An 18,168-nucleotide genomic window follows, 5' to 3' on the forward strand; every position below is an offset into this window, starting at 1 on the left:
GGTTGAAAGCACCGGTCTTGAAAACCGGCATACGTTAATAGCGTATCTAGGGTTCAAATCCCTATCTCTCCGCCACTATTAAGAAGCCTCGCTAGAAATAGCGAGGCTTTTTTCATTTCCGTACATCTTTATTACTCTATCTGTGCTTGCCAAAAATCAATTCCATATGCGATCTACTTTTCGACAAAGTAATATTGGTATCGGTATTGGTTGTGATGTTTTGATTTTTGCTAAGAAGTGCAGTTGCCTCTAAAGCTGTTCATCCTCATCACTGCATGCTGTCCAGATAAGGTTGTTGGAGATGCTTTGTTAAGTTGTTGAACCATCTATTGCCTTATCGTTCTCTTAAAGCACTACCATTGCTTCTCTAGCCCCTTTTACCGGATAGACCGAACATAATAAGCATACTAAAATAGCCACTGTTTCACTGATGTATCTTTTTGTTTTGCTCAGTCTAGCGATGCGTGTGCTCTATTGCCTAAATCTAGCTACGTCTTAAAACCATACATCAACAGGCTAAAGTTACGTATTCCTGCATCTTTTAAAATTGTTTTTGGATTCTGCTGGAATGACAGGATCAGAGTAGTCAAAAGAGAAGAGTGAAAGTGAAACGATAGTGAGTTGCTAGGAAGTTGGAAATTACTTGGGAACCAATGAATTTGATAAACATATTGATGTAAGGACTAAAGGGTTAATAGCAGGCAATAAAAAAGCCGACAGTGAGCTGTCGGCTTGGTTAGATGACTGCTACTTAGTCGTTCTGGACGAGCGTGAGAGCTTTACGAGAGACTTCGTGAGCAGCTTTGGTTAGATTTTGCTTCTCTAGTGTGTCTGCTAGGAATGCATAGTCAGAGACGTCAGAGCGAAGCTTTAAGGCGATCTCAAAGTGATCTTGGGCTTCTTGCCACTTCTCTTGACGGAAATAGAAGTGCGCTAATGCGCTATGGGCAGCGGCGTTATCCGGTTCTTTCTTCACTACGCCCTCTAAGAAGACCACGACAGGGTGGGTATCTGGCAGATTTAGATCTGGCAGTAGTTGATAAAGCTCTGGGGCAGGTTGTTTTTTTAATGCTTCTTTTAGCACGGTAAAGGCTTCTGCATCAGCTTTTCGTGTGATGAGTTCTCGAGCAAAACAGGCAACGAGGTGTGTGTCTTGTTTCACTTTACGTGAGAGACTATTCCAATGGGAGATTAGCCCTTCGCTACCTTGTTGTTGCGCTACTTCATGGAGTAAGCCGCACTGCGCCTTTTGAATCAGCTCTGCATGTTCTTCTTCCGTGATGAGTTTTGCTTTGGTTAGTTGTGGCAAGAGGTCAATAAGAGGTTGCCACAACTTTAGCTGCATGTACGTTGTTTTCAGCAAGTTCAATACAATAGAGTTACTCGCATACTGACTTTTTAACGATTGCAAGGTATCGAAAGCGGACTCGAACTCGTTGTCGCGGATAAATTGTTTCGCTCGAGTCAGTTCTACTGCGAGATGGGCGTTCTCTTGTTGGCTCGCTAGCTCTAGATAGTGATCTCGTTTTGCTTTATCACCTTGGCCTTGTGCGGCTTCAGACGCAACCAAGTAGCAAAGCAGCGGCATATCGTGATGATTTGCCCAGCGAGTTACTTTCTTCTCAGCACCTTTCCAGTCACCTTCTAGAAGTTTAATAATGCCTTCATTGGTGTATCGGCGGGAATGGCGCATTTTGCGAACACTGAAGTAGTTCCATGTTGTAGAACTAGCATAAACTAACTTCTTAATCAGGTACTCAAGCAGAAAAAGACCTGCGAGTGCAGCGATAACGAAAACCACTAATGTCGTTACGCTCATCTCGATCGTTTTCTCGGCAATGGAGATGAGTACATAGCCTTGCTGACCAGAAAACTGGGTGCCAACAAATAGTCCTGCGCCTAGTACAACAAATAGGAAAATAAGACGAAACATTACTTATCCTCCATGCCTGTCATCGTTGTGACTTCACGACGTAGGCGTTCACGGATGACATCTGATAGTTGAGACTGACTTTGCAGTTTTGTTGGGTATTCCACTTGAATATTTTGCTGACTTAGTAGGTTAACCGTTTTGTTGAACTCTTTAACAGAATTATCGTCTTGGTTGAAGAAAGCTAATGCCCATTTGTCTGCTGTTTTTAGAGACGTGGTGTAAATTTCACCTTGCTCTTGGTACACCGCTTTTATTGCCGTTTCCAATTTGGCTTTGATGTTTTCTTTCAGGTAAAAGTGTTGCTCAGGAGAAAGCAGTGGAATGACGTTACCATCGCGCGTGCGGAAGGTAATGAAGTTTTCTGAAAAGTCCTTCAAAGAGGTCATTAAGTTATCTTGCCAGTTTGCGATATCTTCAGACACTTCAGTGTTTTCTACGGCTTCAGCTTCAGGTAGCAGTGCATTGGCGAGAGGGAGCTTGTCTACTTGCTGTTGTAGGGCAGTTAAGCGTAGTACCAATCCATCACGGTCAATCAGCGGGATAGTGCGAAGTTTGGTGATATCGTTCGCCATTGCTTTACGTAGTTTGACGAGGCTAGGGTCATTCAGTGCTGCAATGCGTTGGTCTGCACTTTCCATCAGTTGAGTCGCGCTTTCTACATCGTGCTCTAAGAACAATTTACGACCAGCTAATTTGACAAGGTAATCGGCTTCCGCTAATAACCAGTCGTTTGGTCGACGACCTTTCACATCGGCAACGGCGAGCTGTAAGCTTTCAATGCTCTTCTGTTGCTGTCCAAGTACCACTTCCGCTTTGTGTGTCACGGTTGTTGCTTTCTCGATGGTTTCTTCTTGTACCCGGCTGAGTTCTTGCTTCATGGAAGCTTGAGTGCTTTCTAGCTGACTTTTTAGTTGGGCGATCTGCGCTTGGTAATCGGCTTGCTGTTGATGCAGCTTGTACGCGAGGCCACCGCCAAAAATAATCGATAAGATGATAGCGACCGTACCTAGTTTGACACCACGTTTACCTTGTTTTTCTTCAAACTCGACTTTGGTTGGCTCTGCTGTTTTTGGGGGCTCGGCCGCTTGTGGTTGCTCTTTTTTAAGGTCCGCATCCTGCTGCGATGTGGTTTTTTCGACTAGCGGTGCCGATGAGGTTTCTTCGGAAAGGTTTTTATCGTTATTTTTTTGGTCGTTATTTTTACTTGTCATGCCTATATCCTGTGTAGCTAGGGCTGGAGAGCCGCCAGTAATTCTTGGTTGGATGCGCTTCCCGTGCATCTCACGCGAGTGAACCCCCTTTGAATTGCGATGTCAGCGATACGCTGACTGGGGATATACAACTCTTGTTGATTAAGCCAAGTCAATTGCTCCGACGTCAATTGGCTGCACAAATAATCCAGTTGTTCACCACTGGTGACAATAATCTGGTTAATTTGTAGGTTTTTCCATAGTGAGATACAGCTTACTGGATCGAATGGGATGAATTCTCTCTTGTAAGTCTCACTATAGTGAACTTTTGCGCCACGCCTCACCAATGCATCTTTGATCAGCTCTCTTCCGCCGTTACCACGAAGGATAAGAACTTGTTGTTGTGCCACATTGTTGAGCTCTGGCAGTCGCAATAAGTGTTCACTATCACTGACTTGGGGATAGTGTACTTTCTGTTGGGTACATTTGCTTAAATAGTGTGCTGTTTTTTGACCAACGGCAAGGTAAATAGCTTGTTTCGGCCATGACATCCCGTTACTGGCTAAGATTTGCTGTGCACATTGCACGGCATGTCGACTAACAGCGATAACAATTTGAGCTTGATGTAGATGTTTAGAGAGGTGCGTGTCCGTGAGATCGGCGACAATGTCGATCAGAGGATGGTGATATGCGGAAATGCCGTGCCTTTCGAGCAGAGAGCAAAGCGCGTTGCCTTGCTCTCCCGGCCGAGTGACCAACACTGCCATGGTTATTCGTGATCTGCGTACAGCTTAGTTAGGATTTCACGAGCGCCGTTATCTAGCAGCTCATTGGCTAGCTGCACTCCTAATGCTTCGCCATCTTTACGATGGCCACGAATTTCACCACGCACAATTTCGCTGCCATCTGGTTCGCCAACTAATGCGCGTAGCCAAATGTTGTCGCCGTCTAGCAGGGCATAGCTGCCGATAGGTACCTGACAGCCGCCTTCTAGCGTAAGGTTCATTGCGCGCTCACACAAAACGCGGTCTACGGTGTCTTGGTGGTTAAGTGGCTCAAGCAGCTTAAGCAGTCTTTCATCGTCAAGGCGGCACTCAATACCGACAGCACCTTGGCCTACCGCTGGTAGTGATTGCTCTGGTTCGATAAAGCTACGAATGCGTTCTTCAAGCTTCAATCGTTTGAGGCCAGCCGCAGCAAGAATGATTGCATCATACTCACCCGCATCTAACTTACCAAGGCGAGTGCCCACATTACCGCGAAGCTCTTTGATGATGATGTCCGGACGATATTCTTTCAGTTGGCATTGACGGCGCAAACTGCAAGTACCAACCACGGCACCTTGAGGGAGATCATCAATGTGGCTATAGGTATTAGAGACGAAGGCATCACGAGGATCTTCACGCTCACAAATGGTCACGAGGCCAAGGCCTTCTGGGAAATCGACGGGTACGTCTTTCATTGAGTGAACGGCGAGGTCTGCACGTCCTTCTAGCATCGCGATTTCAAGCTCTTTTACGAACAAGCCTTTGCCGCCAACTTTTGCTAGTGGTGTATCTAAAATCACGTCACCTTTGGTCACCATGGTTACTAACTCGACTTCCAAGCCAGGGTGAGCGGCTTGAAGGGCGTCTTTAACAAAGTAAGCTTGCCATAAAGCAAGAGGGCTTTTTCGAGTTGCAATGCGAATCGGTGTGGATTGTGTCATGATCTTCTCAATGCTGTTTGGATTTGGGTTTATCCTACCATTCTCATCAAGAAATGCTTACTGTTAGTTCGTTATCTCTGAAGGCTATGAATGGAATTACATGACGTTATGAAAATAGTGTGACTGGATTCTCAATTAGACTAAGGACTATTATTAGTAATAGGTAATAAGAGCGACACTACCGCGCGATTAATTTTGTGACTAAAGTATGGTTTTGTATCCGGAGTGATACACGGGCGTGAAGCTTTACCCGCACCAATAAAAGTGTTAAATTGATCACGTTTTTAAGCCGTTTTGGTTTAAAACGTCAGCAGATTTTCGTGATTGTTCAACCAAGGAATTCCCCTTGCAGGCTTACACCCAAAAAATCATCCAGCGACTAGATAATTTGAATCAGCAGCGAGTTGATCGCGCGTTGGCGCTTATGGATTCGCAAAGCCAGCAAGTCTTCCACTTGATTCCTGCCTTGTTGAACTACAACCATCCTGTAATTCCTGGCTATTATGATGCCGATGTCCCGTTTGGTGTGCATGGGCTTGAACTAAATAGCATTCAGCAACAATTCATAGATGATATTCAACTTGCCATTGGTCAGCCGCTCAAGACGGTAGAAAAGCCCGCTATATTGGGTTTATACACCATGGGCAGTACCTCCTCGATTGGTCAAAGTACTTCCAGTGATTTGGATATTTGGGTGTGTATCTCGCCCGATATGGATTGTGACGAACGTGAGTTATTGACCAATAAATGCTTACTCATCACGGATTGGGCACAAAGCAAAGGCGTGGAAGCGAACTTTTTCTTAATGGATAAAGAGCGCTTTAGAAGCAATCATTCTGAAGAGATGACGGGTGATAACTGTGGTTCATCTCAGCACTTACTTTTGCTAGATGAATTCTATCGTAGTGCGGTGCGTATTGCCGGACAGCGTTTGTTATGGCAAATCGTGCCGCCAGAAATGGAAGAGTGTTACGACGAGTACGTTTCTCAACTGTGCAGTGATGGTTACATCGACTGTAGTGAATGGATCGACTTTGGTAAATTGAACTGCATTCCTGCTGAAGAATACTTCGGCTCGAACTTGTGGCAGTTATACAAAAGCATCGACTCTCCCTACAAATCGGTATTAAAAGCCATCTTGCTAGAAGCTTACTCGTGGGAATACCCGCATACTCAATTGTTAAGCATCGACACTAAACGTCGTTTCTTTGCCCATGAGCCTGATCTCTATGGCATGGATGCGTACTACTTAATGTTGGAAAAAGTAACCCGTTACTTAGAGCGAATTCAAGACGATACACGTTTGGATTTGGTGCGTCGCTGTTTCTATCTCAAAACCCATGAAAAACTATCTCGTGAGCCGAATGTTGGCTCAGTAGCTTGGCGTCGTGAAGCGCTGAGCGATATGATTGCAAAATGGAATTGGGATGCCAGTGTCGTTGCAGAGCTCGATGACCGCCGTAATTGGAAGGTTGAACAAGTGAAGGTGGTACATCATGCATTGCTGGATGCGTTGATGCAAAGCTACCGTAACTTGATTCAATTTGCGCGTCGTAACGACATCACTTCTGCTATCAGTCCGCAAGACATCAGTATTTTGGCCCGTAAACTCTACGCTGCTTTTGAAGTATTGCCGGGCAAAGTAACGTTACTAAACCCACAGATTTCACCTGATCTGCACGAGCCTGACTTGAGCTTTATCGAAGTGAAAAAAGGGGGAGTGAACAAGTCTGGTTGGTACCTCTATAAACAACCACTTATTGCGCACCGCATTTTGGGGCAACCATATCTAGAGCATCATGAATACTTGAGTAAGTTGGTTGCTTGGGCATTCTTCAATGGCTTGATTACTGAATCGACTCGTTTACATGCCGTGGTACGTGAAGCGCAGCTAGATATTGATAAGTTTTACCAAATGGTGAGTGACTTACGAAATACTTTTGCGTTGCGTAAGCGTCGTCCATCTATGCAGGCGCTAGCGAGTCCTTGTGAAATAAGCCAGCTTGCGATGTTCATCAACTTTGAAAATGATCCGACGTCTGAACTTTCTGGTCGTTCGTTGAAAGTGGATGTTAAGAACACCGATATTTTTAGCTTTGGTCCAGAACATAAAAATTTAGTCGGCAGTGTTGACCTTGTTTACCGTAACTCTTGGCATGAAGTGCGTACGCTGCATTTCAAAGGGGAAACGGCGATGCTGGATGCACTGAAAACCATTTTGGGCAAAATGCACCAAGATGCGTTGCCACCAGAATCAGTGGATGTGTTCTGCTATGCGAAGAACATGCGTGGTGTGATGCGTAATATGGTTTACCAGCTTTTAGCTGAATGTATCGACTTACGCTTGAAACCAGTAGAGCAAGAGAAACGTCGCCGCTTTAAAGCGATGCGTCTTGGTAACCAGACTTATGGGTTGTTCTTTGAACGTCGTGGTGTGTCGGTGCAGAAGCTAGAAAATTCCATCGATTTCTACCGCAGCATTTCTACTAACAAACTCAAAGGCTCGCCGCTGTTAATGCTCGATCGTGAGCAAGAATATCAAATGCCGGAAGCGGTGGATGGGTTTGCCAGTGAAGGTCTGGTGCAGTTCTTCTTTGAAGATAACGAAGATGGCTTCAATATTTATGTGTTGGATGAGTCAAATCAAGTAGAAGTGTATCACCAATTTAGTGGCTCCAAAGATGAAATGATTTCGTCTGTAAACAGTTTCTACACGTCGGTAAAAGACGATAGTCGCGTCGCGTCGAAGTTTATTAATTTTAACCTGCCTCAGTACTATCAAATTATTCACCCTGAAGAGGGGAATGCGTATATCATTCCTTACCGTAATGACGGTTGTTCACCGAGTCGCCCGACCAAAACTGTGAACGCGTAATTAAACCCTTATCAATAAACAAAAAGAGCACTTCGGTGCTCTTTTTGTTTTGGTGACGATTGACCAGTATTATACCCAATCAATGGCTTCGCCCGCGTGCTTTTCACACTCTTGCTTCACCATTTCAAATAGCTCCATACCCGTTTTTGAGCAGGTCCATTTATCTTCAATAAGTTTGAAGTGGAAACCACCAGATTTGGACGCTAGCCAGATCTCATGCATCGGCTCTTGGCGATTAATGATGATTTGGCTGCGGTCTTCAAATTCCAATGTCATTACGTTGCCAGTGACTTCGTAATCAATGTCTGCGCCTGAATCATCGATGGATTCTTCGATGATTTGCATCTGCGCATCCACCAGTTGATGAAATTCAGTATCGTTCATCCGTCTATCCTATTGCTTTTCCTGAGTGTGGTGCGATTATAGGGGGCATTGATTCAATAATCACGATATGCGAAATGAAAAAATTAGTTACTGTGTTGTTTGTGATGGTTGCCGCGACCTTAGCGGGGTGTGGTCAGTCTGGCTCACTATACATTCCAGATGACACTCAACAGAATGAGCAATCACAATAAATAACCGCACCTTAGGGTGAAATTAGGGTTCAGCAGTCGAATAAAATAAGGGAAGCGAATTTTGGATTACTTCAACTATCAGGATGATGGCCAGCTTTGGGCCGAAGACGTCCCACTTCAAGCTCTTGCAGAGCAATATGGCACTCCTCTTTACGTATATTCTCGAGCCACGCTAGAGCGCCATTGGAAGGCGTTTGATAGTGCTGTGGGTCAGCATCCTCACCTGGTTTGCTACGCGGTGAAAGCCAACTCAAACTTAGGCGTATTGAACACGCTAGCGCGTTTGGGATCGGGTTTTGATATCGTGTCGGGTGGTGAACTTGAGCGTGTGATTGCCGCAGGCGGTGATCCGAAAAAAGTCGTTTTCTCTGGTGTTGGTAAAACACCGGCAGAGATGAAGCGCGCTCTTGAGCTAGGTATCAAATGTTTCAACGTTGAATCTGAGCCAGAGCTAGAACGTTTGAACAAGGTTGCGGGTGAGCTTGGTGTGATTGCGCCAATTTCTCTGCGTATCAATCCAGATGTCGACGCGAAAACACACCCTTACATTTCGACTGGTCTTCGCGACAATAAATTCGGCATTGCGTTTGATCGTGCGCCAGATGTTTATAAATTCGCGCAAAGCCTGCCGAACTTGAATGTGCAAGGCATCGACTGCCACATTGGTTCTCAGCTGACCAATATAGACCCATTTATCGACGCGACAGACCGTTTATTAGCTCTGATTGATGATTTAAAAGCACAAGGCATTAACATTCGTCACCTTGATGTCGGCGGCGGTTTGGGTGTGGTCTATCGTGATGAATTACCACCTCAGCCTTCTGATTACGCCAAAGCGTTACTAGGCCGTCTTGAAAATCACCAAGACTTGGAGCTGATCTTTGAGCCAGGCCGTGCAATTGCTGCGAACGCAGGTATCTTGCTAACGCGTGTTGAGTTTTTAAAACATACTGAGCATAAAAACTTTGCGATTATCGACGCTGCAATGAACGACTTGATGCGTCCTGCGCTATACCAAGCATGGCAAGATATTGTGCCAGTTTCACCGCGAAAGGGTGAAGCTCAGACTTACGACTTGGTTGGTCCTATTTGTGAAACCGGCGACTTCTTGGGTAAAGATCGCGCACTCGTTTTGCAAGAAGGTGATCTACTCGCGGTTCGTTCAGCAGGTGCCTATGGTTTTGTGATGTCTTCGAACTACAATACTCGTACCCGAGCGGCAGAAGTGATGGTGGACGGTAAACAAAGCCACTTAGTTCGCCAGCGTGAGGAGCTGACCAGTTTGTGGCAGCTGGAACAGATTCTACCGGAGTAACACACAACAAATGCATTTCCACTTTTCCAAAATGCACGGTTTGGGCAACGACTTCATGGTCGTCGACTGTATTACCCAGAACGTGTTTTTCTCGCAAGACCTGATCCGCCGCTTGGCGGATCGTCATACTGGCGTTGGTTTTGACCAATTGCTTGTGGTAGAGGCCCCTTACGACCCTGAAACCGACTTCCATTATCGGATTTTTAATGCCGATGGTAGTGAAGTTGAACAGTGTGGTAACGGTGCACGCTGTTTTGCCCGCTTTGTTCGCTTGAAGGGGCTGACCAATAAATACAGCATCAGCGTGAGCACCAAGAAAGGAAAGATGATTCTCAACATCGAAGATGATGGGGAAGTGACGGTCAACATGGGCGTACCAGAGTTTGAACCGAACAAAATTCCTTTCAAAGCGAAGCAAAAAGAGAAAACTTACATCATGCGAGCAGGCGACAATACCTTGTTTTGTGGTGCTGTGAGCATGGGTAACCCGCACGTAGTGACCGTGGTCGACGATGTGGATACGGCAGAAGTGGAAACTCTCGGTCCGCTGCTTGAGTCGCATGAGCGTTTCCCAGAGCGCGTCAACGCTGGCTTTATGCAGGTGATGAGTCGTGACCATATTCGTCTTCGAGTTTACGAGCGAGGCGCAGGAGAAACGCAAGCTTGTGGTAGTGGTGCATGCGCGGCAGTCGCGGTTGGGATTCTGCAGGGCTTGTTGGATGAAAACGTTAAGGTTTCTCTACCTGGTGGTGAATTGCGAATTGCATGGCAAGGTCCTGGCAAGCCGTTGTTTATGACCGGACCTACAACGCATGTATTTGATGGTCAATTGTCTTGCTAGTTGAAGAAAAAGGAAACGGTTTGTCTCAAGTAGAAGCAGATGCCTTAACGGCTGAAGTCGTGGCCGAGTACCTCAAAGATCATCCAGACTTTTTTGTGCAACGTCCGGAGCTTGTGGATCGTTTATCTTTCCCACACTCAGACTTAGGCGCGGTATCTTTGGTGCACATCCAAATGAATCGTCAACGTCAGCGCATTGAAGAGTTAGAGGAAGAGATCACTACACTAATGTCGCTTGCGGCGAACAATGATCGCACCTTTTACGAATTTATGGATTTGCAGGGGCAGATTCTAAAGTGTGGTGACTTTAAACAAGTCATTCATTCTATCGAAGATAAAGCCAAAGCATTGGGCTTACGTGCGTTTGTTCGATTGTTTAGTCAATGCGACGCATCAATTCAATTGAGTAAGGAAAGTTATCAACGCTTTGCGACCACTCACTTAAATGGCAAAGATGCGTACTTAGGACGTCTTCGCAAAGTGGATCGTGAAGCTTTGTTTGGCAACATGGAAGTGCCGGAAATGGGTTCCTATGTGGTACTGCCGCTCGTGAAACAGCAAACACTGGGCGTGCTTGCTTTTTCTAGTGAAGATGGCGGCCATTTTCAGCCAGATATGGATACCTTGTTTTTGCGTCACCTATCATTAGTAGTGGCACATCTCGCTCAAACACTGGTATGGCAAAGTTACGATGACGACAACTCCCAACACTCCTCTGCCAAATAGTCTGCAAAAGCCTCTTGAGCGCTTCTATGAATTCTTACGAAGCGAAAAGGGGCTTAGCCTACATACTCAGCGCAATTACAAACAGCAGCTAGAAACTATGGCGCAGCACCTAGCTGAAATGGGGCTCAAAGATTGGTCTCAAGTGGATGCTGGTTGGGTGCGCCAATTAGCAGGTAAGGGCATGCGAGAAGGCATGAAAGCCAGCAGTTTGGCAACGCGCCTCTCATCGCTGCGTAGCTTTTTCGATTTCCTTATTCTGCGTGGCGAGATATCGGCTAACCCAGCCAAAGGGGTTTCAGCACCTCGCAAAAAACGCCCGTTGCCCAAAAACCTCGATGTTGACGAAGTGAGCCAATTACTTGAAGTCAACGAGGACGACCCGCTGGCTGTGCGCGATCGCGCCATGATGGAGCTGATGTATGGCGCCGGCTTACGTTTGGCTGAACTGGTGGGTGTGGATGTACGTGACGTACAACTGCGTAGTGGTGAGCTTCGTGTTATTGGTAAAGGCGATAAAGAACGTAAAGTGCCGTTCTCTGGGATGGCAACCGAGTGGGTCGGGAAGTGGTTACGCGTTCGTGGTGATTTAGCCGCTCCAGGTGAGCCCGCCTTGTTTGTATCTAAGCTTGGAACGCGTATTTCGCATCGTAGCGTGCAAAAGCGCATGGCTGAATGGGGGCAGAAACAGTCTGTCGCAAGCCATATTAGTCCGCATAAATTGCGTCACTCATTTGCGACACATATGCTCGAATCAAGCAATAACTTACGTGCGGTGCAGGAGCTTTTAGGGCACGAGAACATTTCGACGACCCAAATCTACACGCACTTGGATTTCCAACATTTGGCGCAAGCCTACGACCAAGCCCACCCACGCGCACGTAAAAAGAACGGGGAGTGAGCCGAAGTATGAAATTTTATCGCCGTATCGAGCCTATTAAGGCAATGACCTTTGACCTAGATGATACCCTCTATGACAACTATCCTGTGATAGTTCGCATGGAGCGTGAGTTGCTATCTTGGCTCAAGCACCATCATCCAGCGGTTGCTCATATGAACAAAGCGGATTGGTTTGCTCTCAAGCAGCGTGTTGTGCAGCAACAACCCGAGCTGAAGAGCGATGTCACTTTATGGCGTTTAGTGCAACTTCAGCAAGCCTTCTCCCAAGTAGGCTACGACGAAGACGCAGCACATGCCGCCGCGAAAGCCGCAGTAGACGTTGCGTTGGACTGGCGTAACCGTTTTGAAGTGCCGCAGCAAAGCCTCGATGTACTGGAGGAACTCGCGCAGCACATCCCGTTGGTAGCAATCACCAACGGTAATGTGGATTTAGACCGCATCGGTCTTACGCCTTATTTCCAACAGGTACTTAAAGCAGGACCAGATGGATTGGCGAAACCCGCAACCGATATGTTTACTAAAGCGAAGCGATTCTTGGATATTCCTGCGGAGAATATTCTGCATGTCGGTGATCATCTAACCACGGATGTGCATGGTGCAAAGTTGGCTGGTTTTGCAGCCTGTTGGTTTAATGATATGAATAAAAATGTCATTAACCATTCAAAAACACGTACTTTACCTGATATTGAAATCAATAGTTTGCAGCCGTTACTCACACTTTTTTAATTGCTTTCGCATTAATCCATTCTAATCTCATTTTGTGTCTAGAAAAGCAGCGCAAAGCCACGTAAATTATTCTCTATTAAATAAAAATAGTAACGCCACACGTCGTGGTGAAGATAGTGTTACGGCAGTGGTAGGTCCATGCGAGCTTTTTCAAAACTGGTTCACGATGTCAGTCAACTGAATGACTTTTTAGTCACTTTTCCGACTTCCTCAGATAAACAATATTTAGTACAAATATTGTCGACGCAATCGCGCGAAATTACGACCACACTTGCAGACGCCGTTTTGTCGTCGCTGCCGAATGCTCATGTTATGGGGCATAGTACGCGTAATGTGATTCTGGAAGGGGAGATATTTACCTCTGGTTGCCTAGTGAGTGTGATTGAATTTGAGCAAGCCACGCTGACTTCTGCGGTACAAACATACTCTTACTCCCCTGATATTGATGGCGGGGAGCTCAAGCGCTCTCTTCTAATGCAGCATAATTCACAGGTGATCCTCAGCTTTGCTGTGCAAATTGAACGACGTGACTATCCCTTGTTTCAAACCTTCGCCAGTGAAGAAGTAGTGATTTCTGGAGGGTTGGCGCAGAGTATTGACGATGGCTGCTGGGTGCTATATCAAAACCGAGTTTACGATAACGCTGTGGTTGCCGTAGCTTTGCACAGTGATACTTTGAAGCTATGGACTGATGCGTATTCGGAATGGAACCCGATTGGCATGCCACACAAAGTCACTCATGCAAAAGGAACGCGCTTGTATTGTTTAGGTGAGAAGAAAGCGCTGGAAGTATACAAGCGTTACTTGGCGGATGGCCATGACGTGACGCTGAGTCAACTGCTCAGCTTTCCTTTGTATCGAGAAAGCTTAGGGCGAAAGGAAGTTTGTACGGTAACGGAGCTACACGCTGATGGCAGTATGAGCTTCGACAGGCCCTGGTGTCTTGGTGACGAAGTGCAATTTTGCTATAACCATCCCTCGTTAACGCTCGAGCAAGTGCGGCATGGTGTGGTTGAGTTAGCCATGCACCAACCTGAAGTCGTGATGATTTTTAACTGCGCGTCACGGTTAGACTTTATTGACAGCAGCGACGAAGTCCAAGCATTCAAAGATATTGCGACGACGTTTGGTAGTTACTGTATGGGGGAGCTGCATGGTGGTATTGGTCAGCCCGAAATTCTTCATCACAGCCTGACGTATTTAGCGATGCGAGAGGGAGACGAAGTGCAAACATTGAACTTGCCTAAGTCGCCCGTTAGCTCCTCTATTTCACCGCTGTTTAGCTTGATTCGAAATGCGATCGGCGATCTCAACCATATGAACGCGCATATGGGATATCAACTCGATCGCCAAACGCGCAAGTTACAAGAAAGCTATCGACGCGACAGTCGCACGGGATTACAAAACCGGGTCGCATTGCAAGAGCGGCTGAGTAACATCGATTTGGATGAGCATTTGTTGACTCTAAAGCTACTTAACTTTAGTCATATCAACGAAAAATACGGCTACCGAGTGGGAGATCAATTACTCAAAGATCTCTCAATGCACTTTACGAATCGATTACGAAAGCGTTTTGGCATGCCAACGGCTTTGCAGCTTTATAGTATTGGGGTTGGTGAGTGGGCATTCATATTTAAAGCTGACCAAAGCAGCGAAACCATCAAACAGCACTTTACGCGTTTTGCTGACGCGGTAGAACAAACTAATTTTGAGCCAATAGGCCTACGTGAAATAGATTATCTTTCTATCTCGCTATGCGGCGGCTTAGTGAGTCGCCGAGATTTTCCATCCGCTTCAGTGGATGAGCTCTTACTCAAAGGCATCGAAGCGAGACGCTCCGGTGTACGCAGTAATACTCATATCTGTAATGCGAAAGATATTGAAGTCAGTGAGGATGTGCGTAAAGAGCAACTTGGATGGCTAAGTTGCGTCAGTAGAGCCATTCTCAAACAGAACATCATCACTTATAGCCAACCCATTGTGCATGCTGGTAGCCACAAATTGGCAAGCCAAGAATGTTTGGTTCGTATTCTGGAAGCCGATGGAACGGTGATTGCGCCAGGGCGTTTTCTGCCAATTATCTCTGATACGCATCTTTACACTCGACTAAGTCGGCACATGATTCATTCTACGTTGCATTACATGCGAGATAAGCAAGGTGACTTTTCTATAAACTTATCGCCGCAAGATTTGCTCAGTGATAAAACTTTAATACTTTTAGAGCATGAAATTAGCCAGCTAAATGACCCAAGGCGAATTGGTTTAGAAGTGCTGGAATCTGAGCAGATCAAAGACTATGGCCGAATGATAGAAGTGTGCAGTCATTTTAGAAGCTTAGGGGCGCGTATCATTGTTGATGACTTTGGGTCCGGCTATTCGAATATCGATGAAATCCTAAAGTTGGAGCCAGAAGTCATAAAGCTCGATGGCAGCTTGATTCGTGATATTGATAAAGACTTAAAACAGCGCAAGATCGCTTCCCAGTTGGTGCGTTTGTGCCAGGTGTTTAACGCGGAGACGGTGGCGGAGTTCGTCCACAATCAGGAGGTGTGTACCATTGCACAAGACATGGGGGTGGACTATTTGCAGGGTTACTATCTTGGCAAGCCGACTCGACTGTTTTAATGATGTTTCACGTGAAACTTCTTGTCGTAAAAAACGCAGCGTAGGCTGCGTTTTTTGTTTGGTTCTTCTACTGAGCTTAATGGTTAACGCTTAAGAGCGTGTCCACTCTTTTCAGCTTGGAACAGAGCGAGGTAATGGGCAAAAAAGCGCTGCATTTGTTGTTGGTTGTTTTGTTCTCCAAGTTGCCCGAGCAAATGTGCAGCGACTTCAAACGTACACAAATTACCTTGTTGTTGGTTGCGTCGCAGCTGATATTGTGAGTCCGCCGACGCAGACAATCCCATAGTAGGGATACCTTCTAACCAACGGCTCTTATTTATCATCTTGCGCGCCTCTTGCCAGGTGGCATCTAAAATAATAAACAGCGGAGTTTTGGTTTGTTGCTGGCTTTGGAGTACCACATGTTCGAGTGTGATACTTTCTTCACAGGGGAAGAGCAACACCGGATACCGCGACGGATCAGCTAATAGAGTGAGCAATTCTGCTGGTGGCTGTTTGCGATCCCAGATTACTCGCTCAATGTTGAGTTGGCACTGCTCTAGTAGCTGGCCGGTATTAGTATCACGCTTCAGTTCATTCGGATGCATTAACAGCAGGATGTTGTGCTCACTGGTAAGTTTCGGCATTAGCGAGCACATACAATTGAATTGAAAACCGCAGGTTGGACACGGTTGTGACATTACAGACGAACTCCTTCGCGCACCGGGCTTATCCCATCAGAGAACAGACGCACACCACTGACTTGGTTCGGCGTTGCCGTTGGCGCCATGCTTGGGTTGAGTGGGTAGCTAACCCCAGTGTATTGCATCACGTGTTGAGCCGCTTTAGCTCCGCCACCGCTGACATTAAAAATCAGATCTCGCCAACCATGAGAGGTTTGTTGGCCGAGCATAATCGGGCTTTGCACTAGTGTAATGCGGCTATTAAAGCGCCATTCCTTTTCGTGATGTTCAAATATCAGCAATGTACAGCCTCCGGAACCACACCAATCCAACTGTACCAATAGCTCTTCGTTACCATCGCTGTTGAGGTCGTAAGTTAGCCAACGGTATTGGTTATTGTTGGGGGTGGTTTGATGGATAAAGAAGTAGTTGCGCACCGCGGCATCTACTTTTGAATCAAACTCTGCACTAGAAGGGACGTCAGCACTACCGATGGGGTTGTTGGTGCGTTTTTCGGTTGGTTGCATGATGCCTTCATCACGAACGATGGCAGGATAAAGGACTAAACCACCATCGGCGATTGGGTATACTAAGTTACCGACTTTTTCTTTGGTCGCTTTGAGCTGATTGCCTTCTCGAGTAAACAGTCGTTCTGACATTAGCCTTTGCTGTTGATGATGCGTCATGACTACTTGAACCTGAGACGGACTTAACTGTTGCCAGTAACCACGCTCGATTAATGGTGCTTGTCCATTGGCGTAACGATATTTTGTTGTGGCGCTGTGGTCTGGGTTTAAGGTCATTTGTACTTCAAAGCCTTGTGATTGGGTTGAGGTCGCGACATAGGTATTAGCCCAGCCAAGCGTTGCATCGACGTTTGCAGCCATACCACAACCTTGATACGTCTCGCCATCATGTTTTAGTGTTGCTTTCCAGCCATACAAAGAATCGCTCATTGTGTCTGAGCAGAGGTTTTCTGTTAAGCGAAGCTCACCACCTTGCAGTTGATAAGTGCGCTGGCGAGGTTGAAGCTGACTGCTGTTAATCGCTAATTTTGTGGTTTGTTTGCCGATTTGCTGGAATGTTAGTCCATTAGCCTCAAAGCTTGCCGACCAAGAAGGCTCATTACCAAACACGCGAGTTGGTTTGTTTGGTTGCTGACAACGGTTTGGGTTTTCCGTTGTGAGGAAGTTCACTTGTTCCACGACAAAGTTAGCATCGAAATCAGCAGAAAACCCATCGATGCCCGGTGGGTTGAGGTGGCCGATAACCTCGCCATACATAGTCTGGTAAGGCTCGTTATTTAACTGAATTGCTTGTTGCATTTGCTGTGGTGATAGTTGCAACCAATATTGCTTGTCGCTGCCACAAGGCATGATGTATTGGCTCTCGTGACCGACGATCACTTTTCCGCGCAGCATAAAAGTTTGAGGTTGAATGGTTTCAGGCTTATCTAAGGTTGCTGGTGGAGAGGTTGGGTCAGCGGCACCAGATTGTGGCGACTGTGAACTACATGCTTGCAGAACCAGCAGGGTGGCAAGCGCCACTGGGTTTTTCAAAGCCTTCATGTTATATCTTCCTTATTATTGTTACTCAATCGGCATCGGATGGCATTATGGCATATTGGTTATTTAAAACTGAACCAGATACCTTTTCTATTGACACGCTTCGAACCCAAAAGGTTTCATGTTGGGAGGGAGTTCGTAATTATCAGGCGCGCAATATGATGCGTGACCAAGTGAAGGTGGGCGATTTAGTCCTGATTTACCACTCTTCTTGTAAACATGTTGGCGTGGCAGGTATTGCTAAAGTTGTGAGAGAAGCCTATCCCGATCATTTCCAATTCGATCCCGAAAGCGATTATTACGATCCAAAGTCAGACCCAGACAACCCGCGTTGGATTATGGTGGATGTCGAGTTTGTACGTAAAATGGCGCGAGTGATTCCGTTGTCGGTGATGAAAGCGATGCCAGAACTTGAGAACATGCCGTTGGTGAAACGTGGAAATCGCTTGTCGATTATGCCCGTGACAGAAGAAGAATGGGACGCGATTCTTGGCAAAGAGAAGCTGCCAAGTCAGCGATAAAAGAAAAGGG

The 18,168-nt window shown here is 46.2% G+C and carries 16 protein-coding genes; 9 read left to right on the top strand and 7 right to left on the bottom strand.

Annotated features, from left to right (window positions below; translation table 11 throughout):
- Positions 1–751 precede the first annotated feature (751 nt).
- From R7O12_RS17200 to hemC, 4 genes are read right to left on the bottom strand one after another with little or no spacing between them, the layout of a single operon-like run.
- The gene (locus R7O12_RS17200; protein ID WP_042523916.1) at positions 752–1,933 is read right to left on the bottom strand and encodes a heme biosynthesis protein HemY; all 1,182 of its coding nucleotides are present in this window, start codon (positions 1,931–1,933) and stop codon (positions 752–754) included.
- Complete coding sequence (locus tag R7O12_RS17205; RefSeq protein WP_005378751.1) at positions 1,933–3,144, bottom strand: uroporphyrinogen-III C-methyltransferase; 1,212 nt, start codon at positions 3,142–3,144, stop codon at positions 1,933–1,935. Before R7O12_RS17205 ends, R7O12_RS17200 begins: the two co-directional genes overlap by 1 nt.
- A 17-nt stretch (positions 3,145–3,161) precedes the next feature.
- Positions 3,162–3,890: a uroporphyrinogen-III synthase gene (locus tag R7O12_RS17210; RefSeq protein ID WP_005383386.1), complete on the bottom strand. Its 729-nt coding sequence runs from the start codon at positions 3,888–3,890 to the stop codon at positions 3,162–3,164.
- A 2-nt stretch (positions 3,891–3,892) separates the two neighbouring features.
- Complete coding sequence (gene hemC / locus R7O12_RS17215) at positions 3,893–4,831, bottom strand: hydroxymethylbilane synthase (protein WP_104979848.1); 939 nt, start codon at positions 4,829–4,831, stop codon at positions 3,893–3,895.
- A gap of 346 nt (positions 4,832–5,177) precedes the next feature.
- Here hemC and R7O12_RS17220 point away from each other — a divergent pair, with 346 nt between their 5' ends.
- Positions 5,178–7,706: a class I adenylate cyclase gene (locus R7O12_RS17220; RefSeq protein WP_054702152.1), complete on the top strand. Its 2,529-nt coding sequence runs from the start codon at positions 5,178–5,180 to the stop codon at positions 7,704–7,706.
- Positions 7,707–7,775: 69 nt separating this feature from the next.
- Here R7O12_RS17220 and cyaY read toward each other — a convergent pair whose 3' ends face one another.
- Positions 7,776–8,090 (bottom strand): iron donor protein CyaY, encoded by a 315-nt coding sequence (cyaY, locus tag R7O12_RS17225; RefSeq protein ID WP_017636091.1) that lies wholly within the window; start codon positions 8,088–8,090, stop codon positions 7,776–7,778.
- A 74-nt stretch (positions 8,091–8,164) separates the two neighbouring features.
- Here cyaY and lptM point away from each other — a divergent pair, with 74 nt between their 5' ends.
- From lptM to R7O12_RS17260, 7 genes are all read left to right on the top strand, one after another.
- On the top strand, positions 8,165–8,281 hold the full coding sequence (lptM, locus tag R7O12_RS27305) for an LPS translocon maturation chaperone LptM (protein WP_005378746.1): 117 nt from the start codon (positions 8,165–8,167) through the stop codon (positions 8,279–8,281).
- Between the two features lie 61 nt (positions 8,282–8,342).
- On the top strand, positions 8,343–9,596 hold the full coding sequence (gene lysA, locus R7O12_RS17235) for a diaminopimelate decarboxylase (protein WP_005378745.1): 1,254 nt from the start codon (positions 8,343–8,345) through the stop codon (positions 9,594–9,596).
- Positions 9,597–9,606: 10 nt separating this feature from the next.
- Positions 9,607–10,437, top strand: coding sequence for a diaminopimelate epimerase (gene dapF / locus R7O12_RS17240; protein ID WP_005378744.1), 831 nt, complete (start codon positions 9,607–9,609; stop codon positions 10,435–10,437).
- Positions 10,431–11,162, top strand: a complete 732-nt coding sequence (locus R7O12_RS17245; protein WP_017636089.1) for a DUF484 family protein — start codon at positions 10,431–10,433, stop codon at positions 11,160–11,162. Before dapF ends, R7O12_RS17245 begins: the two co-directional genes overlap by 7 nt.
- Positions 11,128–12,060, top strand: a complete 933-nt coding sequence (gene xerC / locus R7O12_RS17250) for a tyrosine recombinase XerC (RefSeq protein WP_064368853.1) — start codon at positions 11,128–11,130, stop codon at positions 12,058–12,060. The genes R7O12_RS17245 and xerC overlap by 35 nt, the downstream gene beginning before the upstream one ends.
- A gap of 8 nt (positions 12,061–12,068) precedes the next feature.
- On the top strand, positions 12,069–12,785 hold the full coding sequence (gene yigB, locus R7O12_RS17255) for a 5-amino-6-(5-phospho-D-ribitylamino)uracil phosphatase YigB (RefSeq protein WP_053350826.1): 717 nt from the start codon (positions 12,069–12,071) through the stop codon (positions 12,783–12,785).
- 138 nt (positions 12,786–12,923) lie between these two features.
- Positions 12,924–15,410 (top strand): EAL domain-containing protein, encoded by a 2,487-nt coding sequence (locus R7O12_RS17260; protein ID WP_213906367.1) that lies wholly within the window; start codon positions 12,924–12,926, stop codon positions 15,408–15,410.
- Positions 15,411–15,493: 83 nt separating this feature from the next.
- Here the strand turns inward: R7O12_RS17260 and R7O12_RS17265 are convergent, their stop codons facing one another.
- Positions 15,494–16,090, bottom strand: coding sequence for a tRNA-uridine aminocarboxypropyltransferase (locus R7O12_RS17265; RefSeq protein WP_042523926.1), 597 nt, complete (start codon positions 16,088–16,090; stop codon positions 15,494–15,496).
- Positions 16,090–17,640, bottom strand: a complete 1,551-nt coding sequence (locus R7O12_RS17270; RefSeq protein WP_213906368.1) for a COG3650 family protein — start codon at positions 17,638–17,640, stop codon at positions 16,090–16,092. The genes R7O12_RS17265 and R7O12_RS17270 overlap by 1 nt, the downstream gene beginning before the upstream one ends.
- A gap of 47 nt (positions 17,641–17,687) precedes the next feature.
- On the opposite strand from R7O12_RS17270, the gene R7O12_RS17275 reads away from it, so the two are divergent.
- Complete coding sequence (locus R7O12_RS17275) at positions 17,688–18,158, top strand: EVE domain-containing protein (protein ID WP_182039479.1); 471 nt, start codon at positions 17,688–17,690, stop codon at positions 18,156–18,158.
- Positions 18,159–18,168 lie beyond the last annotated feature (10 nt).

The sequence above is a fragment of the Vibrio sp. Vb1574 genome (assembly GCF_033338675.1).